At 63.1% G+C, this 21,415-nt stretch carries 17 protein-coding genes and 1 rRNA gene; 11 read left to right on the top strand and 7 right to left on the bottom strand.

The features are described 5' to 3' along the window. Positions 1 to 16: 16 nt before the first annotated feature. The 3 genes from HG800_RS11915 (at position 17) to HG800_RS11905 (ending at position 2,401) form a co-directional block, all read left to right on the top strand. The gene (locus HG800_RS11915) at positions 17 to 661 is read left to right on the top strand and encodes a PEP-CTERM sorting domain-containing protein (RefSeq protein ID WP_169976864.1); all 645 of its coding nucleotides are present in this window, start codon (positions 17 to 19) and stop codon (positions 659 to 661) included. A gap of 504 nt (positions 662 to 1,165) precedes the next feature. After that, a complete protein-coding gene (locus HG800_RS11910) occupies positions 1,166 to 1,573 on the top strand; it encodes a hypothetical protein (RefSeq protein ID WP_169976863.1) in 408 nt (135 codons plus the stop codon). A gap of 54 nt (positions 1,574 to 1,627) precedes the next feature. Then, the gene (locus HG800_RS11905) at positions 1,628 to 2,401 is read left to right on the top strand and encodes a hypothetical protein (protein ID WP_169976862.1); all 774 of its coding nucleotides are present in this window, start codon (positions 1,628 to 1,630) and stop codon (positions 2,399 to 2,401) included. 102 nt (positions 2,402 to 2,503) lie between these two features. Here HG800_RS11905 and HG800_RS11900 read toward each other — a convergent pair whose 3' ends face one another. After that, positions 2,504 to 4,246: a S1C family serine protease gene (locus tag HG800_RS11900; protein WP_169976861.1), complete on the bottom strand. Its 1,743-nt coding sequence runs from the start codon at positions 4,244 to 4,246 to the stop codon at positions 2,504 to 2,506. 283 nt (positions 4,247 to 4,529) lie between these two features. Between HG800_RS11900 and HG800_RS11895 the strand changes: the two genes are divergently transcribed. Continuing rightward, positions 4,530 to 5,624, top strand: a complete 1,095-nt coding sequence (locus HG800_RS11895; protein WP_206352239.1) for a hypothetical protein — start codon at positions 4,530 to 4,532, stop codon at positions 5,622 to 5,624. A 24-nt stretch (positions 5,625 to 5,648) separates the two neighbouring features. Here the strand turns inward: HG800_RS11895 and HG800_RS11890 are convergent, their stop codons facing one another. The 3 genes from HG800_RS11890 to HG800_RS11880 form a co-directional block, all read right to left on the bottom strand. Then, positions 5,649 to 6,413, bottom strand: coding sequence for a class I SAM-dependent methyltransferase (locus HG800_RS11890; protein ID WP_169976860.1), 765 nt, complete (start codon positions 6,411 to 6,413; stop codon positions 5,649 to 5,651). 71 nt (positions 6,414 to 6,484) lie between these two features. Further along, positions 6,485 to 7,846 (bottom strand): Gfo/Idh/MocA family protein, encoded by a 1,362-nt coding sequence (locus HG800_RS11885; RefSeq protein WP_169976859.1) that lies wholly within the window; start codon positions 7,844 to 7,846, stop codon positions 6,485 to 6,487. A gap of 470 nt (positions 7,847 to 8,316) precedes the next feature. Next, on the bottom strand, positions 8,317 to 9,402 hold the full coding sequence (locus HG800_RS11880) for a peptidoglycan recognition protein family protein (RefSeq protein WP_169976858.1): 1,086 nt from the start codon (positions 9,400 to 9,402) through the stop codon (positions 8,317 to 8,319). A 331-nt stretch (positions 9,403 to 9,733) separates the two neighbouring features. On the opposite strand from HG800_RS11880, the gene HG800_RS11875 reads away from it, so the two are divergent. Next, a complete protein-coding gene (locus HG800_RS11875) occupies positions 9,734 to 12,469 on the top strand; it encodes a cation-transporting P-type ATPase (protein WP_169976857.1) in 2,736 nt (911 codons plus the stop codon). 790 nt (positions 12,470 to 13,259) lie between these two features. Further along, the gene (locus HG800_RS11870; RefSeq protein ID WP_206352238.1) at positions 13,260 to 14,171 is read left to right on the top strand and encodes an acyl-CoA desaturase; all 912 of its coding nucleotides are present in this window, start codon (positions 13,260 to 13,262) and stop codon (positions 14,169 to 14,171) included. A 96-nt stretch (positions 14,172 to 14,267) separates the two neighbouring features. Here the strand turns inward: HG800_RS11870 and HG800_RS11865 are convergent, their stop codons facing one another. Beyond that, positions 14,268 to 14,816 carry a fasciclin domain-containing protein gene (locus tag HG800_RS11865; protein ID WP_169976856.1) on the bottom strand — a complete coding sequence of 183 codons (549 nt, stop codon included), beginning with the start codon at positions 14,814 to 14,816 and terminating at the stop codon, positions 14,268 to 14,270. Positions 14,817 to 15,374: 558 nt separating this feature from the next. Here HG800_RS11865 and HG800_RS11860 point away from each other — a divergent pair. Further along, the gene (locus tag HG800_RS11860) at positions 15,375 to 17,357 is read left to right on the top strand and encodes a SpoIIE family protein phosphatase (protein WP_169976855.1); all 1,983 of its coding nucleotides are present in this window, start codon (positions 15,375 to 15,377) and stop codon (positions 17,355 to 17,357) included. 161 nt (positions 17,358 to 17,518) lie between these two features. Here the strand turns inward: HG800_RS11860 and HG800_RS11855 are convergent, their stop codons facing one another. Beyond that, a complete protein-coding gene (locus HG800_RS11855; RefSeq protein ID WP_169976854.1) occupies positions 17,519 to 18,061 on the bottom strand; it encodes a hypothetical protein in 543 nt (180 codons plus the stop codon). Positions 18,062 to 18,247: 186 nt separating this feature from the next. On the opposite strand from HG800_RS11855, the gene HG800_RS11850 reads away from it, so the two are divergent. From HG800_RS11850 to HG800_RS11835, 4 genes are all read left to right on the top strand, one after another. Next, positions 18,248 to 18,718, top strand: coding sequence for an RrF2 family transcriptional regulator (locus tag HG800_RS11850; protein ID WP_169976853.1), 471 nt, complete (start codon positions 18,248 to 18,250; stop codon positions 18,716 to 18,718). Between the two features lie 130 nt (positions 18,719 to 18,848). Then, on the top strand, positions 18,849 to 19,604 hold the full coding sequence (locus tag HG800_RS11845) for a 3-keto-disaccharide hydrolase (protein ID WP_169976852.1): 756 nt from the start codon (positions 18,849 to 18,851) through the stop codon (positions 19,602 to 19,604). A 95-nt stretch (positions 19,605 to 19,699) separates the two neighbouring features. Then, a complete protein-coding gene (locus HG800_RS11840; protein ID WP_169976851.1) occupies positions 19,700 to 20,146 on the top strand; it encodes a hypothetical protein in 447 nt (148 codons plus the stop codon). Between the two features lie 48 nt (positions 20,147 to 20,194). Further along, the gene (locus HG800_RS11835; protein ID WP_169976850.1) at positions 20,195 to 21,061 is read left to right on the top strand and encodes a hypothetical protein; all 867 of its coding nucleotides are present in this window, start codon (positions 20,195 to 20,197) and stop codon (positions 21,059 to 21,061) included. A gap of 83 nt (positions 21,062 to 21,144) precedes the next feature. Here HG800_RS11835 and rrf read toward each other — a convergent pair. After that, positions 21,145 to 21,253: ribosomal RNA gene (rrf, locus tag HG800_RS11830) — 5S ribosomal RNA — on the bottom strand. Positions 21,254 to 21,415: the final 162 nt, after the last annotated feature.

The raw sequence follows: 21,415 nt of genomic DNA, 5'->3' as shown, positions 1-21,415 counted from the left end.
CCATAGGATTGTGCTCATGAGAAGCTTCAGAATGCTGGCCGTGGTGGCGGTTGCGTCGGCCGTGATGGCCGGTGCAACGAGCAGGGCAACGGCCGAGTCGGTGCTGACCTTCGATGGGCAGCCGACGGGACTGTTCACGAGCCTGACCGAGAACGGTTACCGGCTGAACTTCGTCGGGTTCGGTGACAGGCAGATGGTCAGCGACCTCGGAGGCGGCAACAACGCGCTTCTCGACAGTGATCCCGGCAACGCCTCGGGGGCAGAGGTTACAATTACCAGGCTGGACGGCCGGTCGTTCAGCCTCATTTCGATGGACATCGCCAACCTGAACAACCCCGGAGGCGGGCCGTTCGAGGTCGAGACCGACGAAAATAGTCGCGTCCAGTTGACCAGTGGCGGTGGCGACCGCATCGCCTATCGGACTGGGTCGAGTACGTTCAGCACGATTCGCCCGAGTGGATTCACGAAGATTCATTCACTCTCTTTGAACATCGTGAGTGGCTTCGAGCTGGATTCCGATGGCAACCTGTTCCCGCTCACCTTGGCCGTGGACAACATCCATTTGAGGGCGGTTCCCGAACCATCGAGCCTGGTCCTGGCCTCCATTGGCGGCCTGGCTGGGCTCGGGGTGTGGCTGAGGCGTCGCCGAAGGACTGCATGAACTCTCGGGTGGCCAAGACCCGTTGCGTGGGTCTGGGCAGGGTGGTTGGGGGCATCTCGACCTCAGTCCTCCCGATCCGTTCAGGGGAGGAGTTGCGGGGCTCATGGTGTGAGACTCGATGGTTGCGCTGCGCCTGATGGTTGTCCTCGGCGGCGCAGGGTGTGGGCTCCCTCGGCTCGGCACCGGGCGGCTCCGTCGCCTCGCACGAGATGGGAAGGCCTCGTCTTCAATCCCATCGAGAAATTGAGGAGTGATCGTCATAATAATCTGAAGCGGGGACGAACTTTTCGAGCAGGAGTGGCGTGATTTCGACTTCGGGAGCGAGGCTGGCTGCAGTCAGGATGACCGAGCCACACCGTGACCTGGCCGATTTTTTCTCGAGAAACGACTCATTTTCTGATCGCGTCTCGAAGGGCCAGGTTTGTATCTTCAATGATTCGGGAGCCGACGAAGCTCCCGAGTTCACGTCAAATGATCCACACTTCATTCGAAGGGCGATCTCTCATGGCGAAACCATCTGCCCAGTCCAGGGTTGCCGGGAAAACGTCGATTGAGCTGAAGGACGTCGTGGAGAAGATGGCTGAGCTGATTGGCATGACGACCCAGCTTTCCCCGAACGTACGGAGCGAGATCCTGCGGGATCCGGCGATGCTCGTCGGGGCGGTGGAGCCTCGGAAGTCGAGCCTCAAAGACCACAAGAAGGAAGTCCAGGTCTTCAAGACCTCAAGAAATCGTGAGCGGACGCCCATCCAGCCTGAGGATCTCCTCAGTGAGAAGTCGCTCAAGCGCCAGGTCGAGCTGCACCAGGCCATTCTGCGGAAGCTTGGAATCGAGGACGAAGTCAACGAGCTTCAGGCCATCAAGCCGGAAAAACAACGCACTCGGCCGAGCAAAAAGACGGATCGCGGATAGGACCCGATCGGTCCTGGGTTCCGAACGATTGCTTGAGATTATTGGAGGTGCAGAATGAACGGCATTGGAGACTTCCTCCAGTGGTTGGCCTGCCTGATTCTCTACAGCCCCATCGAGCCTGATGAAATCGATACGGAATTGAACACTGTCAATGAAAAACAACAATTTGTGCCGATCCTTGATTCATGCGGCGGTGCGAATACGTTGACGGCCAACTTCACCAACGCCAATGTTGGTCGGATCCGAGGCCAGGCGTTTGGCTGCAGCAATTTCGTTCAGAACAAGCGCGGGGTGATCGGAGCCGATTTCGCGTATCTGTCGGGGATTGCCGGGGGAGACATCCTGACCGGGATCGAGTACGAATTCCGTGCTCGGGTGGCCGCGAGAGGGCGAATGCGGCACTTCCCGGCCGAGACGCCCGGTGGCTCACCGCCATTCGGCCGGAATCCCGCCCCCTTCACCATCGGGCTGGTGTTCACCTACATCAGGATCTTTCAAGTGAATGACGCGGGCGATCTTTTTGAGATTGAACGATCACCGCAGATTCTCCATCGCTCCGTCACTCATCCTGCCAGCGCGGGGGTGATCTTGCTTGATCCCTTCGACCTGGACGAGGAGGTCTCGCTGCGCTTCACCCCGATCAACGACGGCCCGGTGTTCTTCGAGGTGGAAGTCTCGGTGCAAGGAGGGGCGACGGGCAGCTTCTCAGACATTCAGATCGGATCGTTCGAGGATGCGTCCTCGGGGTTCGCCACGGTCGAAGTCAGCGTCCCGATCGCGCAGAAGGTGCTCGAAGACGACGCCTGCGCGGAGCTGTTTGGGAGGTGATCGGGATCGGCTCGCATCCTTCCGATCCGTTTGACGGAATGGCTGGGGTCAGGATGACTCCAGCCACTCCGCGGTGATCCGGGACAGGGGCGGGGTGAAGGTTCAGAGGGTCGGAGGCTGCGCGTTTACGAAGAAGCGAATGCGATAGGTTGCCGGCTTTCCCTGGGGCGTTCGGATGGTGAGGATGCTGCGGTCGTCCTCGGGGTGCTGGATGGTGACCTCGCCGTTCTGCAACGTGGTGTCCTGGGTTGCGGCGGACCAATCGCGGAGGACCTCGCAATCCCAGAAGCCCTCTTTCAAGGCCACCGGAAGGATGTTCGGAGGATAGGGGCCAGGGGGAGCCATGCCGTAGTGCCAGAGCTTTCCATTGATTCGGATGAACGGCCCCATCAGGGAAAAGTTGCCCGGAGGCGGTTGCCGACCGCCCGGATACAGGAGGGCAATGGCGGTAAAGGCCTGGTCCATCGGGCCGTTTTGGGGAATGAACCGCCCGACATTGAAGGTGACGGTCCCTTGCAGGGGAATCTGAATGCTCAAGGCATCGAGGGCCCCTTGCTCGTCGAGCACCGGGGGATCAGCCGGGAACTGGGAGAAGAGGGGGCGCTGAGCCAGGGGAAAGGTTAGCGCGAATTCCTTGAGGGTCTCTCCGTCTCGCCTGGCTCGAATCACACAGTCGATGTAGCCGGCTTGCGGATCATCGACGTGGACCGTCGAGGCGTTCCAGACGTTGGGAGGGAGTAATTCGTCGGCCTTGACGAGATCGGTCAACTCCACGCGCATGGAACGGCCGGATCGAAGCTCCAGAGCGGCTTGGTCCTTGGGAACGCGGATCAGGCGAGCGAGGTCCGAGAGTCGCGTGCCGCTCGGGGGGTGAATGACCTGGTCGGCAATGCGCAGCAATTCGTCCTCGGTGGGCTCGTTGGCCGACTGCCCACGTCGCAAGAGCAACTGAAGATCGTTGCGCGTGTCGGGCGCCAGGTTCACGACAAGCTCATCGAGGTCTTCAGCGAGGGCCGCTTGCTGGACGTTTCGGGTCTCACCGTCCGGGGAGAGTTCGACCTCAATCGTGTCGGGGCGGATGGCGCCGAAGTCGGAAATGACACGGATGTGGAACTCCATCGGCTGGTCACGATCGTCCCAGGTCGCGACTTCGGTACGCATGCTGAGTCCAGGCTGCTTGAGAAACTCGAGCAAGCGTTTGTAACCGACTGCAAAGCTGGTTCGTTCTGCCGGCGGGGGCATTTTGGCGACGACGACCCCGATGACGCGGCCTTGCTCATCGACGAGCGGACCTCCGGAATTGCCGGGGTTGATGGCAGCGTCGAACCGAACATCGGTCAGGTGGCCGTTCTCATCACGAGCCAGCGAGCTGACACGCCCCTGGTTCATGGTGATGGATGGGTTTTTTCCGCCTGGAAGCGTTCCGAAGGGGAAGCCGAACGCTCGGACGACCTGTCCCAACTGGAGTTCCTGATCGGGCGAGAGGATTTCGAGAAACGGCCAGTCGGTCTGGCCCTCAACTTTCAAGAGGGCGAGATCCCACTCGTGATGGGCGCTGAGCAGCGTCGCCTTGACTTCCTGCTCCTGACCAAATTGACCGGAGTTCACGATGAGCGGAACCTCATCGAGCAGTTGCAGGCTTTGCAGGACATGCGCATTCGTGACAAATAAGCCATCGGGGCGAATGCAGAACGCCGAGCCTTCACCGAAGTCGGACTGTTTGACGAATGCGGTCGCCTTCGTGATCTGTTCAATGGTGGTTTCGGCTTGCAGAGCGTCAGAGGATGCAAGCACCGTTGCCACGACAATCATGTGAGAAATGCAGAATCGCTTGTTTGTCTTCATCAAATCACTCGCAGAATCAGCGTGTACTCATCTCCGAACCCGAGGACGCAGTGGTGGGGCAACGCCGGTCTGAGTCGACTTTACCCAGCCCTGGCATGCTCAACAAGAAACCATTCGCTCCAGTTGGTCTGGGATTGCTGGGGATTTCACTTCCTGGCCTTGCGTGCGTGAGGGAGGGACGGGCCGTGGTTCAGGGCGTTGCATGGAGAGGAGAGGTCGGGTATGGGAGAGAGGTCGGACGTTGGGAATTTCGAGGGTTGACAGGGAATAAGGGCCACTCCCGATGAGATGGATGACGACGGCGCTGATGATCATGTTGGGTTCGATTCATGCCTTCGGGGCAGAGGATACCCCGAAGCGGAAGACGAAAGTGGAGATCCGGGGGGAGGCGTTTTTCCTGAACGGGTCGCCGACGTATGAGGGGAGGGAATGGAACGGGAATAAGATTGAAGGGTTGTTAATGAACTCAAGAATGGTGCAAGGGATCTTTGATGACCTGAACCCGGAGACGAGGCATCGGTGGGCGTATCCGGATACGGGGGAGTACGACGCGGAGCGGAATACGAGGGAGTTCATCGAGGCGATGCCCGAGTGGAGAAGGCACGGGCTCTTGGCGTTCACGATCAACCTGCAGGGGGGGAGTCCGGAGGGGTATTCGAGGGAGCAACCGTGGCACAACTCGGCGATCAAAGAGGATGGGAGCCTGAGGCCGGAGTACATGGATCGACTGGAACGGATTCTCGATCGGGCGGATGAGCTGGGGATGGTGGCGATTCTGGGGATCTTCTATTTCGGGCAGGATGAGCGACTGAGGGATGAGGAGACGGTCAAGCAGGCGGTGGACAATGCGGTGGACTGGGTATTCGATCGAGGATACACAAATGTAATCATCGAAGTGAATAATGAGTGCAACGTGCGGTATGATCACGACATTCTCAAGCCGGATCGGGTGCATGAGCTGATCGCGCAGGTGAAAGGGCGGACGCGGGACGGTCGGCGGCTACTGGTGGGGACGAGCTACGGCGGGGGGACGGTGCCGAAGGAGAATGTGGTGCGGGCGTCGGATTTCTTGCTCGTGCACGGCAACGGCGTGAAGGACCCGGCGAGGATTGGGGAGATGGTGCGTCAGTGTCGGGACGTGCCGGGGTATCGACCGATGCCGATCCTCTTTAATGAGGACGATCACTTTGATTTTGATCAACCAACGAACAACATGGCGGCGGCGATCGGGGAATTTGCGTCGTGGGGGTTCTTCGATCCGGGGAAGAACGATTACGAGGACGGCTATCAGTCGCCGCCGGTGCGTTGGGATTTGAACACGGAGCGGAAGCGGGCCTTTTTCGAGAAGGTGAAGGAGGTGACGGGAGAAGGGGAGTGAGCGGAGGGGAGGTGCGTCGGGGTATTATGTCGTGTGCCGACCCACCTTTCGTGCAAGATAGAAACCGTAGCTGTAAGAGGCGCGGTACGTCTCGTAGAGTGCGATTTCTCGAATTTCCGCGTCGACGATGGCTTGCGCGTCGGCGCGGTGATCGTGCCGAGCGAGGAATTGGTCCAGGCGATGTTGGATCGGCCGGTAGTAATGGTCGAGCCAGCAATGCTCGGGCAAGACAAAGTAGCCGATCGGCATATAACCATTCTGTTCCAGAACGCGCAGTTTGGAAGAGGCGACGTCGATCTCGGGATATTCCCGCTCCCAGTGGGCCTGGAGCTCGGCCGGCCGGGAACCGGTGGTCCAGGTGATCTCCGACACGGCCAGGAGGCCGCCGACGTTCAAGAACCGGTTCCAGGTTTTGACGCCGTTCTCAAATCCGATGTTGTAGATGGCGCCTTCGGACCAGATCACATCGAATTGCTCATCTGCAAAGGGGAGCGCATCCATCGACGCGCAAAGGGTTGTGATTTTCTCAGAAAGGCCTTGCTCGCTTGCGCGCGTTTCAAGCACGTCAAGGAAGTCCTGAAACAGGTCGACCGCGGTGATCGTTGCGTTGAGGAGGCGAGCGAGGACGAGGGTGGACGCGCCGGTGCCGCAGCCGATGTCGGCGATGGTGAGGGGCTTCGACCGGTCGACCCGGGCCAGGGTGAGGGCGCGTTCCGTCTCTGCATCGCTGCCTGGTCCCTGGCGGGTTGCATCTTTATGGAAGTCGATCAAAAGACGAACGTCGTCCACGAATCGCTCCAACCAACGGAGGATCGGCCGATCCCCCAAGCTGAGGGGGAGATCGGCCGGGGTGGTGGGGTTCAGAACTCGCGGTCGCGGAGGCGGCCGGGTTCGGGCTGGGGATAGATGCCGCTGGCGAGGAGCTGGAGTGGGGCGGGGGAGTCGAGCGTGAGTTGATCGACCTCGGGGGCGAACTCGTGGTCGTGGTTGAGCATTTCGTCAAAGGTGACGATGCGGCCGGTGTGGGCGGCCATGCGGCCCATCGCGGTCACGAGGCTGGCCTCGGCGCCGCGCTTGACCTCGTTCCAGGGTTCGTCGTTGCGGATGGCGGCAATCAGGTGGTCCCATTCGAGCTGATAGGGGTTCGGCTCGGGCTGGGGGAAGGCCCAGACGGGTTCGCCCTGGTCGATGCGCTGGTCGGCGTAGATGCGGGTCTTGGCCGGGGTGTGGGAGTTGGTGGAGATGACGGCCGAGCCCTTGGTGCCGTGGGCGTAGCTGGCGAACTCCTGGTGGCAACGGGGGACGTTGCGGGTGTAGACGAACAGCTTGGTACCGTCGTCGAAAGTGTATTCGATCGAGTAGTTGTCGAAGTTCTGATCGACCTTGTCTTCGCGGTAGAGCCGGGCCCCCTGGGCCTGGGCGGTGACGGGCCAGGCGTCCTTCATCCAGCACGATTCGTCGATGTTGTGGATCATGTAGTCCATGATCACGCCACCACTGGCCCACATGAAGCCGTGGAAGTTGCGGATCTGGTACATCAGCTCGGTCATATCGCTCGTGTTCGGGCCGATGAGGCCGCCGCCGCCGACCTGGCGGTAGGAGCGGAGGGTGAGGAGGTCGCCAATCTCACCGTTTTTGATGCGTTCGTAGAGGGCCTTGCGGGCGTCGCAGTGGCGGCACATGAGGCCGACGCCGACCTTCAGGTTTTTTTCCTTCGCCTTTTCGCCCAGCTCGATCATGCGGCGGGTGGTGGGGCCGTCGACCGTGACGGGCTTTTCCATGAAGGTGTTGACACCCTTTTCGATGGCGTAGGAAAAGTGGGGCCATCGGAAGGCGGGGGGGGTGGTCATGATGACCACGTCGCCGGGGTCAAGGCAGTCGATGGCGTTCTTGTAGGCGTCGAAGCCGAGGAAGCGGCGGTCCTCGGGGACGTCCATCTGGCTCGAGTACTTGTCTTCGAGATAGTTAAAGCTGTTGGTCAGTTTGTCTTCGAAGACATCGGCCATGGCGACGAGCTTGATCGGTCCGTTCTGGACCGACAGGGCGTTGGCGGCCGCGCCGGTGCCGCGACCGCCGCAGCCGACGAGGGCGACCTTGATCGTGTTCTGCTCGCTCGCGTGGACCGCCGGAACGTACACGCCGGCCAGGGCCGAGACCGAGGCGGCGGCGCCGGTCTGCTGCAGGAAGGATCGACGCGACGGGTTCGAATTCGAGGGGGTCATCGTGGGAACGTGCTCCGCAAAAGAGAACCCCGGCGGCCGATCGGGCGCAGCGGCGACTCGGGTTGCGGGCCGCCGTCGTCGGTCGGTGCGATTGGGGAGGGAAAACCGTGGACAAGGTGTCGATCGACCGGGACCCCTCCCGGCCGATCGCCCGGTGTTGATGGGTGCGAGAGGTTGGTGCCTCTCAGTCCGCCGCGACGCAAGTCCCCTTACCCGGCCTTGCGGCCACCTGTTCCCTCGCAACCCGGGGGAGAGGTTTGGGAGAGGAGCCCGACTCACCCGGCGCCGGGCTCCCCGCAACAACAGGGGGGGAGCGAGGGTCGGGAGAGGGAATCTCGCCAGGTCGGTGACGACTCGACGCGATGGTCCATCAAGACAAGGCTCACCCATTTATCGTAACGCGCGGGGAGAGGGGCTGAAACCATCAAATCCAACCTGACGATGCTCCGAAACCTCGAACGGTGTTGAGGTCACTTGGGGTCGTTCGCGGGGGGGTTCATCAAAGACCGGGCGCCGTCGATAACGGTGTCCCACTGGAAGGCGGGGCCGGGATCGACCTTGTTGGTTTGAACGTGGAAGTGGCCGAGAATGCCTTGATACGATTCCCAATCCTCGCGAGAGAGCGTGTCGGTGATGAGGTTGCCGTGCTCGTCGCGTGGGTAGTCGCACCTGAGCTTCGGAAAGACGGTGCAGAGGGTGGCGGTGAGTTTGATGAGGGAGTCGTACTGTTCGGGGGTCAGGTCGTACTGCTTCAGTTCCATCCCTCGGACGACGCCGACGATGGGTCCGTTGCGGGCGGGTCGGAAGCTGGCATTGAGGTTCTTCATGCCGGCGGCCTCGGGACCGCCGGGGATGGTCAGGCGGGTGTTGCCGTCGTTGGAATGGGTGTACCAGCGGTCGAGGGCCGAGGCGTTGGCGGGGGGATAAGCGCCCATGTTGGCGATCTCGATGCCAATGGAGCGCTGGTTGGCGATGGTGGCGTGATAGGCGGATTCTTTCAGGTCCATGGTCTGATAGATGGTGCCGTCGAGGTCGAGCATGAAGTGAACGCTCAAGGCTCGGGAGTCGTGCAGCACGCGGAAGCAGTTGCGGCTGGTGCCGGCCACGTCGTAATGGAGGACGAACTGATCGACGACGTCTTGCAGCATGGGTAACGACCAGCCGCCGCCGCGGACCTGCTCAACCTGATCGGGGGAGAGCCGATTGCCTCGCAGCCCGAAGCGGACGGGGGATCGGAGCCCGGCCGCCTCGGAGGCCTTCCAGCCGGCCTCTGCCAGGGGGACGAAGCGGCGATCGACGCGGTAGGCGTCGTAGCCGCCGGGATCGGTCCAGAGGACGACCGGAGCGGTCGTGTGGAACAACTGACCGGCAACGACGATTTCATCTCCCTTGCGTTCGAGGCGATCGCCGGGCCGAGGCTCGTGCTGGGCAATTGCGGGAGCGGAGAGTGTGAGCAAGAGGACGCAGGTGAGACTCGGATTGAAGCGGACCGAGGGGCGGAGGGTCCGATCGGCCGAGCGATTGCGCAGCGAGAGCAGAGTCTGGTCGCGGCTCATGGGAGGAGGTCTCAACAGTCGGGGTTCACGGGGTTCGACTCGCCGATCGGGGGCGACCGCCGTCCCGATTCGGCCTTGTGACCGATTCTACCAAGAGAGACTCCAGAGGATGTGGATGTCGCTCGACCCCTCCGGAAGGGGGGGCTGTTCCCCTTCGGTTCGTGCCCGAAGGTCGGCGAGTTTCGAGGGGCTTTCTTTTTCGAAGGGACGACGGAATGATTGCTCGCCGGATCGGATCCAGAGGAAGGGAATCGGCGTATCGCCGCGGTTCGAGTCGTCACTCGGCAGCCCTGCGGGTCGGCTCCGGAATTGACGTGAAGGCACTACCACAATGCAGGAATTGCTCGGGAAGCACTGGCACCACCTCAGCACGCAAGAGGTGCTCGAATATCTGGAAACCGATCCCGCCAGGGGTCTCGACCTGTTTGCCATCGGTCATCGGAAGGAGCAATTCGGGGCCAACATACTCACCCCGAAACCGGGAACCAGCCCGCTGGTCCTGTTCTTGATGCAATTGCATCAGCCGCTTGTTTATATTCTGATTGCGGCCGGAGTCGTGACGGCGCTGCTGAACGAGTGGGTTGACGCGGGAGTGATTCTCGGGGTGGTGCTTGTCAACGCCGTGATCGGGTTCGTGCAGGAGTCGAAGGCGCTGCGGGCGATTGAATCGCTGGCCAGGGGGATGTCGAGCGAGGCCACCGTGATTCGAGCCGGAGAGGTCCGGCGTCTGGGCGCGGCCGAGCTGGTGCCGGGGGATCTGGTGCTCTTGCAGTCGGGCGACAAGGTGCCGGCCGACCTGCGATTGACCCGTTGCCGAAACCTTCAGGTCGACGAGTCGGCCTTGACGGGGGAATCGGTGCCGGTCGGGAAGCAGGCCGAATCGTTACCGAAGGAGACGCCGCTGGCCGAGCATCGGAACATGGCGTACTCGTCGACGCTCGTGACCTTCGGCACGGCGACGGGGGTGGTGGTGGCGACCGGAGATCAGACGGAAATCGGCCGGATCAACGAGCTGATCGCCTCGACGCCCAATCTGGAAACCCCGCTGACGCGAGACATCGCGGCGTTTAGCCGGACGTTGCTGTACGTGATTCTCGGGCTGGCGGCCCTGACGTTCGTGGTCGGCTTGGTGCGGGGACAGTCGTGGTTCGCCATGTTCATGGCCTCGGTCGCGTTGGCCGTGGGGGCGATTCCGGAAGGGTTGCCGGCAGCGGTGACGATTACGCTGGCCGTCGGCATGAAGAAGATGGCGCGGCGCAATGCCATCATCCGCAAGCTCCCGGCCGTGGAAACGCTGGGAAGCACGACAATGATCTGCTCAGACAAGACAGGGACCTTGACGCAAAATCAGATGACCGTGCAAGAGGTGATCGCGGGAGGGACTGTCGTGTCGCTTTCGGGGACCGGCTACGATCCGAAGGGCCAGCTCTTTCGAGACGGCACTCCGATCGAGCCGAGCAGCGACGCGGCGCTCTGGGAGACGCTTCGGGCCGGGGTGCTCTGCCAGGATTCTCGGCTGGTACTGCGAGACGGGCAATGGCAGGTGGAGGGGGACCCGACCGAAGGAGCCCTGATCACGGCCGCGCGGAAAGCGGGGATCCAGCCGGAGGAACTGATTCGAGCCTTGCCTCGGATCGACACGATCCCATTCGAATCGCAACATCAGTACATGGCAACCCTGCACGGAAACGGTGAGGGAGGCGCGGATCGGGTGTATCTGAAGGGGGGGATCGAGGAGGTCTTGAAGCGGTGCGACACGGCGCTCCAGGCCGACGGAGGCGTGCTGCCGCTGGGGGTCGAGGCGGTGCATCGCCAAGTGGCCGATCTGGCCCGTCGAGGGCTCCGGGTGCTCGGGTTTGCCCGGAGGGAGGTGCCGGAGTCGTTGCGGGGGATCGACGCCTCGGACGTGGCGGGCGGCCTGACGTTTCTCGGGCTGCAGGGGATGATGGACCCTCCCCGGCCGGCGGCCGTCACAGCGATCCAGACCTGTCAGAAAGCAGGGGTACGGGTGAAGATGATTACGGGAGATCATGCCTGGACTGCCTCGGCGATTGCCTCGCAGATCGGCTTGCAAGGGGCAGTGGATGGGGAGGGGAGGCTGCTGGCACTCTCGGGCCAGGAGCTGGCCTGTCTGAGCGATCGGGAGCTGATCGAGGAGGCGGATCGGGTGGCCGTGTTCGCCCGGGTCACTCCGGAACAGAAGCTCCGGCTGGTCGAGGCGCTTCAGGCCCGAGGGCATGTGGTGGCGATGACCGGCGACGGCGTGAACGATGCCCCGGCGCTTCGACAGGCGAACCTGGGGATCGCGATGGGGATTACCGGGACCGAGGTGGCCAAGGAAGCGGCCGACATGGTGCTGGCCGACGACAACTTCACCTCGATCGAAGCGGCGGTTGAGGAAGGGCGAGGGGTGTACGACAACCTGGTGAAGTTCATCACCTGGACCCTACCGACGAACATCGGCGAGGGGCTGGTGATCCTGGTGGCGATCTTCGCGGGGGTGCAGTTGCCGATCTTGCCGGTGCAGATTCTCTGGATCAACATGACGACCGCGGTGCTGCTGGGCTTGATGCTGGCCTTCGAGCCGAACGAGCCAGGGATCATGCGGCGACCGCCGAGAAACCCGAACACGCCGGTCCTGACCCGGCCGCTGGTGTTCCGGATCGTGCTGGTCGGCGTGCTCTTGCTGGCCGGATCGTTCGGCCTGTTCGAGTGGCAGGAGCTTCAGGGCCGATCGCTCGACGAGGCCCGCACGGTGGCGGTCAACGTGTTCGTCGTCGGTGGGATTTTCTACCTGCTGAACTGCCGGTCGTTGCGCGACTCGATGTTCGGGGTCGGCCTGTGGTCGAATCCGTGGATCGTGGTCGGCATTGCGATCATGATCAGCCTGCAACTGGCCTTTACCTATCTGCCGGTGATGAACACGGCGTTTTCAAGCGCACCGATCGGGCTGGCCGAGTGGGGGCAGATCACGGCGGTCGGGATGATGATCGCGATCATCATCGGTGTCGAGAAGTGGGTCCAGCGGCGCTGGTGGTCTCGCGGGGAGGGGAGGCCGAATCGCTGAGCGTTGGGATCGCGCGACGAGGGGCCACCGCGAGCGTCACGGACTTGAAGCCACCGGGCGGGCAAGGATGCCCGGATCGCCCTCGCCGGCCCGATCCGAGGCGAAGGGAGACGGGCCTATCGGTCGGTTCGCGTTCATGATAGGGTACGGACGCGTCTTGCAGACGCAACGGGATCGAGCGCGAAGATCGCCCCCGATCGAGAGAGGAGGGGGGATCTCGGGTTCCGCCGGCAGGTCGCCGGTGAGGGGCAGCGTGGCCCCAGGCGCTTGATACCTTCCTCCCGGCCAAGGTCCGAGAGGGACGCGTCGAACGGGTGAGCCCGTCCTCCGGGAGGATGCGGTCCGATCGGGACCGACCCGAGGGGATCACGCCGGGCATCCCCGAATCGTCGGCCTCAGGACGAAAGCGATCCAACGACAGGGACGTCTTCCTGACCACCCGACCCGCGCGACCACCGGCCCTTGACGCGCGGAAGGGCGAGGCCGATCTGAACGATCCGTACGGAGCCCTCGTTCCGTCGAGGTTCAGGATCGAACCGGACAGGCCTCAAGTGCCAGGTCGAAGCAAAGGCAAAGGCGACGCATCACTCCCACACTCCCGCCCCACTTTATCAGGACGTTCAAGGACGAGGCTCAAACCGTCATGGCTGAATCGCTCACGATCACCGGACCACTGGAACCGACCCCGGGGGACACCGAATCCGGATCACCGTCTTGGGTACCGGCGGCGAATGCCGGAGAGGCTCCGCATGCCTCCGACACGACGCGAGGGAGTGAGGAGTCCCGGCCGTTGTCGACGTTGGAGGCGGTCGTTCGGATGTCGATGACGGTGCGATGGGTGGTGCTTTGCGTCATCATCCTACCGCTGATCGCCGTGCTGGCGATTCCGCTGATCGTCTGGGGGTGGGGGTTCCACTGGGTCGATCTCGGGTTGTTGCTGGGGATGTATTTACTGACCGGGATGGGGATTACGGTCGGCTTTCATCGGCTGTTCACGCATCGGTCGTTCGAGACGAGTGTGCCGGTGAAGTTCGTGCTGGGGGTGCTCGGCTCGATGACCGCGCAGGGGTCGTTGCTGGAGTGGGTGGCCCTGCACCGTCGGCACCATCAGTTCTCGGACGACGAGGGAGACCCGCACTCTCCGCACGGGAACAACGAGGGGGTGCGAGGGGTGTTCAGGAGGTTCTGGCACGCGCACGTCGGCTGGATTGTGCGGCCGGGCGAGTTTGGGCTGGATCGCTACGTGACCGATCTGAGGCAGAGCCGGGCCTTGCGAATCGTGGACGCGACGTTCGCCGTCTGGGTGGGGCTCGGGTTGTTGATTCCGGCGGCGGTGGGAGGCCTGGTGACGGGATCGTGGGCCGGGGTGCTGACGGGCCTGATCTGGGGAGGGCCGGTGCGGATCTTCCTCGTGCACCACATTACGTGGAGCGTGAACTCGGCCTGCCACCTGTGGGGCTCGCAACCGTTTCAGACGAACGACGAGAGCCGAGACAACGCGCTGTTCGGCTTGCTGGCGTGGGGGGAAGGATGGCACAACTCGCACCACGCCTTCCCGACCTCGGCGCGGCACGGCCTGGCCTGGTGGCAGCTTGATTTGAGCTACGTGGTGATCTGGGTGCTCACCCGGCTCGGGCTGGTCTGGAACGTGAAGCTTCCGAGCCGTGAGGCCCAGGTGCGCCGGCGTCGGGCCGCGGCCTGACGGCGGGATTCTGGCGACTCAACCGCCGCCCCTGCCGAAACAGCAGAGGGGCGGCGGTGGATCGTTCGATTGTTGCGGGTTGGTTCGTGACCCAGGTCAGCGGATCCGAGCGGGCTGGATCGGCTGCATCGGGAGCAGGACCTGATCAATGATGTAGATCGCGCCGTTGCTGGTCAGGACCGCGTGGTTCAGGATCCGAGAGTCGTTGATGTACACCCAGAGGTGGTGCGGCCAGGGCCTTCGGATCGAGAAGTAGGTCATGCCACCGTTGAGCATCATGACGTTGCGTTGCGCGAAGAGATCGTGCAGCGGTCGAGCCCCGGTCGTTGCGTGGTAGAGGAGGATCTCGGTCAGGGTTTCTCGACCGATCTGGCCGACGTTCTCGGGCGTCAGGCCGATCTGGAAAAACGCGGCGTCGGTGGGCAGAAAGACCGTCAGGGGTCCGGGACCGGACAGGGCATCCAGAATCATGGGATCGGCCGCAAGGACAGCAGCGATCAGCGTATCGAATTCGCCCGTGTGGATGTTGTAATTGACAACACGTTCCAGAATCGTCTGAGCGTTGACCCGAGCCGGAGCGGCGGCAAGGCCCACGATCATGACGAACAGCGCAGCCACACACCATGTGCGTCGGAGAGATGTCATTGGAAGGGCTCCCTGGTGGAATGTCTCACGAATCCTTCTCGTGTCCCAGGATCAACCTGGACGATCGGAACCGATGGTTGCTCGTACGCCCGATCCCACCCGGAACACACACGGAAAGCAAGTCATGCACGGCCATACAAAGCCGTGCATGACCCTCAATCTAGTCTGGCAGTCCAGACAACACAAAACATTTTTCCGCACAATCGTTACAAATTGCCCAATCCACAAATCTCCGAATTCCGAAGGCTGGGTGTCGGGCTGTGAGCGTCCCGTTGGGATGACACAGTGACGACCATCGGCGCGCCTGGGAAGGCGTGCTGAGATCGTTTGGCGATCGCTCGAAGTTCGGGATTCAGCACGCGAGAACGTTTGCACATCGAAGGTCGAGGGGGATAGGATGACAGGCCCGGGAGGGGAATCGACCGGGGTGTTCGCCGCCACGGGGCGCGCGGATCGCCGGGTCGACAAACGGGGATCGGGTCGGGTCTGGGCGAAGGCCGAGAGTCGGGTCGGTTGGGAGTCTTGAAAAGCCGCAACGCTGTTGTGAGGTCTGTTGAGTTGCGATCTGTCTCGATCCGAACCATCGGTCCGATACTCGTTTTGATTCCGGTGGCTGTGGTGGTGTTGGGGTTCGGCCTGCTGGCGTCGTGGCAGGGGAAACGGGTGGTGGACGACCTGACGGGTCAGGTGGTCGACCAGGCGGCGCGGCGGGTGGAGGAGCAGCTGGACCGCTATCTGGCCACGGCGGTTCAAGTCACCGAGCTGACGGCCTCGATGGTTGCCGGCGGGGATCTCAACCCGGCCAAGCTGAGAGACTGGCGGCCGGATCTGGTCCGACAGCTCTCGGCCTTCGGGGCGATCAACTCCGTCGCCTTCGGCACCCCCGAGGGGTCGGCCACCTGGGTCATCCGCTACCCGGGAGAGCCGGGGATGGAATACGCCATCAAGGACGATCAAACAGGTGACGAGATTGTCGAATACCGGGTGATGGACTCTTCGGGGGTGCCGGGCGATCGCATCGGTTCGTATGTATACGACCCTCGCGTCCGTCCCTGGTACGAGACCGCCGAGGAGGCTGGAGTCCCGACCTGGAGCGCCGTCTATCCGTGGGTCCGCAGCAACAGCGACACGGCAACGCTCGGCCTGGCCTTCGGGCGCACGGTTCAGGATTCCGAAGGGAGGCTGCTGGGGGTGGTCGCGTCCGACGTCGGCCTGCTGGCGGTCTCGGAATTCCTCAGCGGGCTGGAGGTTTCGGAGACGGGCCGGGCCTTTCTGGTCGGGCCGGACGGGGGATTGCTGGCGACCTCCTCGGGAGCACCGGTCATCGGCCCCGGCGGGTCGCAGGTGGAGGCGATCGCGTCGGACGATCCGATGATTCGGGCCATTGCCCGCCGGATTTCGGACCAGGCTGGTTCGTTCGGCGCGATCGACGACCGCTTGCAGTTCGAGCTGACGCTCGATGAGCAGCGGCACCGGATCGAGGTCGAGCCGCTTCGGGACGTGCAGGGGCTCGACTGGCGGCTGGCGGTCATCGTGCCCGAGGCCGACGTGATGGGAGGCGTGCAGGAGATGCGCCGGCAGGCCTTGGGGATCGGTCTGCTGGTGGTGGGTTTGACGCTTGGGCTGGGCATTGCGGCGTCGCTCCGGCTCGTCCGGCCGATCGTGGAGCTGGTCGAGGGGGTCCGCACGATTGGCGGCGGGGATCTCGATCACCGGGTCCGGGTCGAGGGGGCTCGCGAGTTCGCAATGCTCTCGACCGAGCTGAACCAGATGGCCGAGGCCCTGAAAGACCGCCTCCGACTCCGGCAATCGCTGGCATTAGCGATGGAGATCCAGCAGAAGCTCTTGCCCGAGGAAACCCCGACGCTGCCCGGCCTCGACATCGCCGGACACTCCACCTACTGCGACGAAACCGGCGGAGACTACTACGACTTCCTCGAACTCGACGAGACGACCCAGGGGGACCTGATCGTTGTGCTCGGCGATGTGATGGGGCACGGGATTGCCGCGGCGTTGTTGATGGCGACCGCTCGGGGGGTCTTGCGGACCAGGGCCTCGGAAAGCGGTTCGCTTGGCCAGCTCTTAACGCACGTCAACCGCCAGCTAGAAGCCGACACCGGCGGCGAGCGATTCATGACCATGATCTTGATGGTGGTCGACGCCCCTCACCATGCGATTCGATGGGCCAGCGCCGGTCACGATGCGCCGATCGTGTATGATCCGCAGCGCGATGCGTTCGTCGATCTGCCGAACATCAACGGCCTGCCACTGGGCCTGATGGACGACTCGGCCTATGAAGAAGGGGTCTGGGACGGCCTCGGGCCGGGGCATATTGTACTGCTCGGCACAGACGGGATCTGGGAAACGCGGAGCCCCGATGAGGAGGAGTTCGGCAAGGACCGCCTTTGCGCCATCATTCGAGCCCATCGAGACGAGCCTTCCGAGCGGATCTCGGAGGCCATCAACGACGCCTTGAAGCAGTTCCGAGGGGACTCGCACCAGGACGACGACATTACCTTCGTCGTCGTCAAGCTCGCCTGACCGCGGCGAAGCGAAGGGCCAGCCAGCGATCGAGACACCTCCCGCAACTCGAACGAAGGGATCAAGGAACCTCGGACGGACCATCGGCCCGAGGTTCCCGATCCCCCGAAGGATGAGGCGGCGGTCTGCCGGTCGCAGGGCCTCAGGGCGAACGGCGCGGTTCAGCGAATCGGAATCTCGTAGCGAATGAAGCCGAGCAGATCCCCTTCCTCAACCGCGTGGCACGAGGCACATCGTTGGTGCACGGCAGGAACGACCGTCGCGGCCAGCAGGCGGCGATCGGGACCTTCACCGACGATCTCCTCAACGTAGGTTTCGTTCCGCTGCATGGCTGCCGCGGCCCGTTTCTCGAAGTCGGTTTCGGGATCGTTCCCCTCTCCCAGGGGAATGCCGGTGGCATCGACCAGCCGGGGGGAGTGATGGCCGAACTTGTCCATCGCCTCGAAGACATCCTTGGCCACCATGATTGCCGGTTGCCCGCGCTGATATTTGTCGGTGATCGAAACGACCGCCGTTTTGTATAATGCATCGAGCATCTGGACCTGCTCCCTGGCGCGTTCGACCGCCGGATCCTCCTGCGGCGCTGGTCCCAACGGTTCGGCCCGCATGGCCGAGGCCCCGTAGACCACCATCAGGGCCAGCCCCGGCATCAGGGCAATCCATCCCCCGAGCCACCGCCTGCCGTTGCCGTGTGTCGCTGTCATCTCGCCTCCTTCTTGCTTGGAACGTTTCCAGGACCTTGGCGGCGATTCCTAGCCCGATTCGAGAAGAATCCCGAACACCCTTGAAATCGGACAAGGCCATCTCTTTTCCGCTGAAACCACTGTAGAGAGGCTTATTTCGGATTTCAAGGTCTGATTTTCCGGTTTTCTTCCGAGGAACGTGTTTCGATGTTCTCTCAAACGGTTGAGTACGCGTTGCGAGCGACGGTGCATCTGGCCGATTGTGCGCCGGAGGCTCGGACGACGGAGCAGATTGCGCGGGTGACGCAGGTGCCTGCACCGTATTTATCGAAGGTGTTGCAGGGGCTGAAGCGGGCCGGGATTGTGAGGTCGCAGCGGGGGATTGGAGGGGGGATCACGCTGGCGAAGCATCCCGAGGAGCTGACGATTCTGGAGGTGGTCAACGCGGTGGATCCGCTTCGTCGCATCCGGACCTGTCCGCTGGGGCTGGCCTCGCACGGGGAGCATCTTTGCCCGTTGCACCGGCGGCTTGATAATGCGCTGGCGAGCGTGGAAGAGGCGTTTCGGAAGACGACCCTGGCCGAGGTGCTGGCCGATCCGAATCCGAGTGTGCCACTCTGCGACTTTCCGGGATCGAGAGGCGGGCCGCAGGCGGCGGCCGAGGTCGAAACCTCGTGAGCCGAGGCGCTGTGCGTGGGTCGCGGCACCTTCTTGCAATCGACACTTTGGCCCCCGTACCATCGACGGATGGATCGAGATGAGCCCGAGTGACCCGGCAAGCGTCGGCCCCCCACGGAGCCCCCCTCTGATGCGAAGACTCCGAGCCCTGGCTGTTGTGGCGGCCGTGTTTCTGATCGTGCCGGTTTCGGCATCAACGCTCTGGGCGGACGACGGGGCCGCCGACGGCTGGATCACCCTGTTTGGCGAGGGGACCGGGCTGGAGGCCTTCCGCTCGCCGTTTGGCGACTGGCAGATTGTCGGGGCGGCTGCGCTGAACGCGGACGACCCGAAGCACCTGAAGCCCGAGCCCGGATCGGGCGTCTTGATCAACGATCCTCCCGGCCGGACGAGGAACCTGGAGACGGTTGCGGAATTCGGAGACGTGGAGATCGAGATCGAATACATGATGGCCGAGAACTCGAACGCAGGCGTCAAGTTCCAGGGCCTTTACGAAATTCAGATGTACGACAGCTATGGCAAGGAGATCGACGCCAGGGGGAACGGCGGCGTGTACCCGAGGGCCGAGCTGCTGCCGCGTTACCGGCACATTGACGAGGGGTTCCCGCCGATGGTCAACGCCTCGCGGCCGGCGGGGGAGTGGCAGGTGCTCCGTGCGACCTTCCGCGCTCCTCGGTTCGATGATTCGGGCGAGAAGACCGCCCACGCCGTGCTCGAACGGGCCGAGCTGAACGGGCAAGTCATTCACGAGAACCTGGAAATTCCGTATCCGACCGGGCACGCCTGGCGCACGAAGCCCGAAACGCCCCTCGGCCCGATCTTGCTGCAGGGGGATCACGGCCCGGTCGCGTTTCGGACCGTTCGCATCCGGCCGATCGACCCCTGATTCGTCGCAACCGGGTGGGTGGGCTGACCCGATCGGCTGACTCGCTTCGAAACCCGGTTCGGCCCCTCTCCCCTTCCGCCCTGCGAGGTCGTCTCATGGAGCACTACGCCCTTCGACTCCTCCAGCCGGCTGTTCCGGCCCCTGCCGGCATGCGAGCGATCGTCCTCCGCGACGAGTTCGACGATGACGGCTCCTCGCGGATCATTCACGAGCTACTGCTTGTCGTCGGAATTCAGGCCCAGGTCGTCCATCACTACACGAGCGACGACCCTCGCCCGGTTCATCCCGACCCGATTGTGATGGAAAAGCTCGGCTGGCATTACAAGCACCAGGACTGCCACGTGGCACCCATCTGCCTGACCAGCAACGGGCGGCTGGCCACACTTAGCCCCGACGAACCGTGCTGGATGCTCCTTGAACCGAACACCCCCGTGGGGCGCATCGAACAACTTGCCGAGAAACTCCGAGAGGAGGAACAGGTCCGCCGCGCCGTCGAGCACCGGATCGAGGATCTCGATCAGGATAGCCTGGCCAGCGACTGAGGGCGGAAGTCTACCGGAAGACGACAGATGACGCTTGGGAGCCCGTTCATGAACGGCCCTTGCTTCGGTTCGCTCCTGGCCGGAGCTGTTCTCTGGCTCTGGCCGGTCGTCGCGATCGGTCAGCCAATCTTCGGCCATGCCGAGAGCATCGAGGCGACCGTCGCCAACGCCGACCTGGTGTTCGTGGGGACCTTGCTCGACTTTGATCTGTTGGAAGGTCCTGAGGGTTTCGAGGCCCGGTTCCTCGTCGAGGAGACGCTCAAGGTTCCGATCGGGGAGTGTTACGAGAAGCTCTCAGTCGTGCTGCGCGAGCCTCAGGCGGTGCTTGGGGCGTGGAAAGGCGAGGAACGCCGCCTCCTCGTGGCGGTGCGGGACGAATCTCGGGTTCCGGCGTCGATCATCGACCTGGAAGACGAGCGCCTGTCCCTTCTAACCGCCGATTTCACGCTGCTCCGCGACCGGGACGACGTGCTCCAGGCCGCCAGGGAGACTGTGAGCCGGATGCCGAGTAATGTGAAACGCATTCACACGTTCCGTCGCGAGGTTCCGCGCGAAGTGATCGCCAGAACGCGTTGGGAGGAGTATGACGGCGTGACGGTCAGTGTTCCCGTCGATGACCGTTTGGAGCAATGGGCGCGGGAGGCGATCTGTTCCGAGGAGTTGCCGCGACGTCTCGAAGCGGTCAGGGCCTTGAGGTATTTCCGGTCCGACGAGACAATCGCGTTGCTGAAGCCACTGCTCGACGATCCGGGATGGGCCATCCTGCATCATGCCCAGGAGAACGAGGGGCGAGAGGTTCGTCGGTATCTCGTTCGGGCCGAAGCCTACCGGGCGCTCAAGGCGTGGGGGGTCGATGTCCGTCGGCCCAAGATCGAAGAAACGATTGAAGTTCACTCGATCAACCCAGTCAGGTGATTGCTTGATCACCTGATCTGTGTGCGCACACAAACGCCCCGCACTTCCGGAAGGAAATGGGGGGCGTTTGTGGGGGTCAAAGGACCCGGCGATGACCGACGTTCGCGCCAGGGGCACTATCATAGGCCCCGCGGGCTTAACGGCCGTGTTCGGGATGGGAACGGGTGTGGCCCCGCGGGTATGGTCGCCGGGAAGGCGGGCGGGGGGTCGGCAGTGAGACCCCACGCTCGCGAGGAGCAAAGGCAACTCTGCAGGTCGTGCCGCACGTCCGGGAGGACGGGGGGCGACGAAGACGAACCGGAAGAACCGGGAAGCAAGGCAAAGGGTTCCGAATGCGAGACCCGGTCGGAGCGA

Origin of the sequence: Tautonia rosea (assembly GCF_012958305.1) — a bacterium.
In the GTDB taxonomy this organism is placed as follows: domain Bacteria; phylum Planctomycetota; class Planctomycetia; order Isosphaerales; family Isosphaeraceae; genus Tautonia; species Tautonia rosea.
Note: the sequence above shows the minus strand (reverse complement) of the source record. Positions and strands in the feature narration are given on the sequence as shown.

Excerpts from the sequence above, each read along its gene's own strand:
- HG800_RS11885 (WP_169976859.1), bottom strand. The coding sequence starts at position 7,846 with ATGACCCCCTCGAATTCGAACCCGTCGCGTCGATCCTTCCTGCAGCAG.
- HG800_RS11915 (WP_169976864.1), top strand. The coding sequence starts at position 17 with ATGAGAAGCTTCAGAATGCTGGCCGTGGTGGCGGTTGCGTCGGCCGTG.
- HG800_RS11845 (WP_169976852.1), top strand. The coding sequence starts at position 18,849 with ATGCGAAGACTCCGAGCCCTGGCTGTTGTGGCGGCCGTGTTTCTGATC.
- HG800_RS11850 (WP_169976853.1), top strand. The coding sequence starts at position 18,248 with ATGTTCTCTCAAACGGTTGAGTACGCGTTGCGAGCGACGGTGCATCTG.
- HG800_RS11855 (WP_169976854.1), bottom strand. The coding sequence starts at position 18,061 with ATGACAGCGACACACGGCAACGGCAGGCGGTGGCTCGGGGGATGGATT.
- HG800_RS11905 (WP_169976862.1), top strand. The coding sequence starts at position 1,628 with ATGAACGGCATTGGAGACTTCCTCCAGTGGTTGGCCTGCCTGATTCTC.
- HG800_RS11900 (WP_169976861.1), bottom strand. The coding sequence starts at position 4,246 with ATGAAGACAAACAAGCGATTCTGCATTTCTCACATGATTGTCGTGGCA.
- HG800_RS11835 (WP_169976850.1), top strand. The coding sequence starts at position 20,195 with ATGAACGGCCCTTGCTTCGGTTCGCTCCTGGCCGGAGCTGTTCTCTGG.
- HG800_RS11865 (WP_169976856.1), bottom strand. The coding sequence starts at position 14,816 with ATGACATCTCTCCGACGCACATGGTGTGTGGCTGCGCTGTTCGTCATG.
- HG800_RS11875 (WP_169976857.1), top strand. The coding sequence starts at position 9,734 with ATGCAGGAATTGCTCGGGAAGCACTGGCACCACCTCAGCACGCAAGAG.
- HG800_RS11840 (WP_169976851.1), top strand. The coding sequence starts at position 19,700 with ATGGAGCACTACGCCCTTCGACTCCTCCAGCCGGCTGTTCCGGCCCCT.
- HG800_RS11910 (WP_169976863.1), top strand. The coding sequence starts at position 1,166 with ATGGCGAAACCATCTGCCCAGTCCAGGGTTGCCGGGAAAACGTCGATT.
- HG800_RS11895 (WP_206352239.1), top strand. The coding sequence starts at position 4,530 with ATGAGATGGATGACGACGGCGCTGATGATCATGTTGGGTTCGATTCAT.
- HG800_RS11880 (WP_169976858.1), bottom strand. The coding sequence starts at position 9,402 with ATGAGCCGCGACCAGACTCTGCTCTCGCTGCGCAATCGCTCGGCCGAT.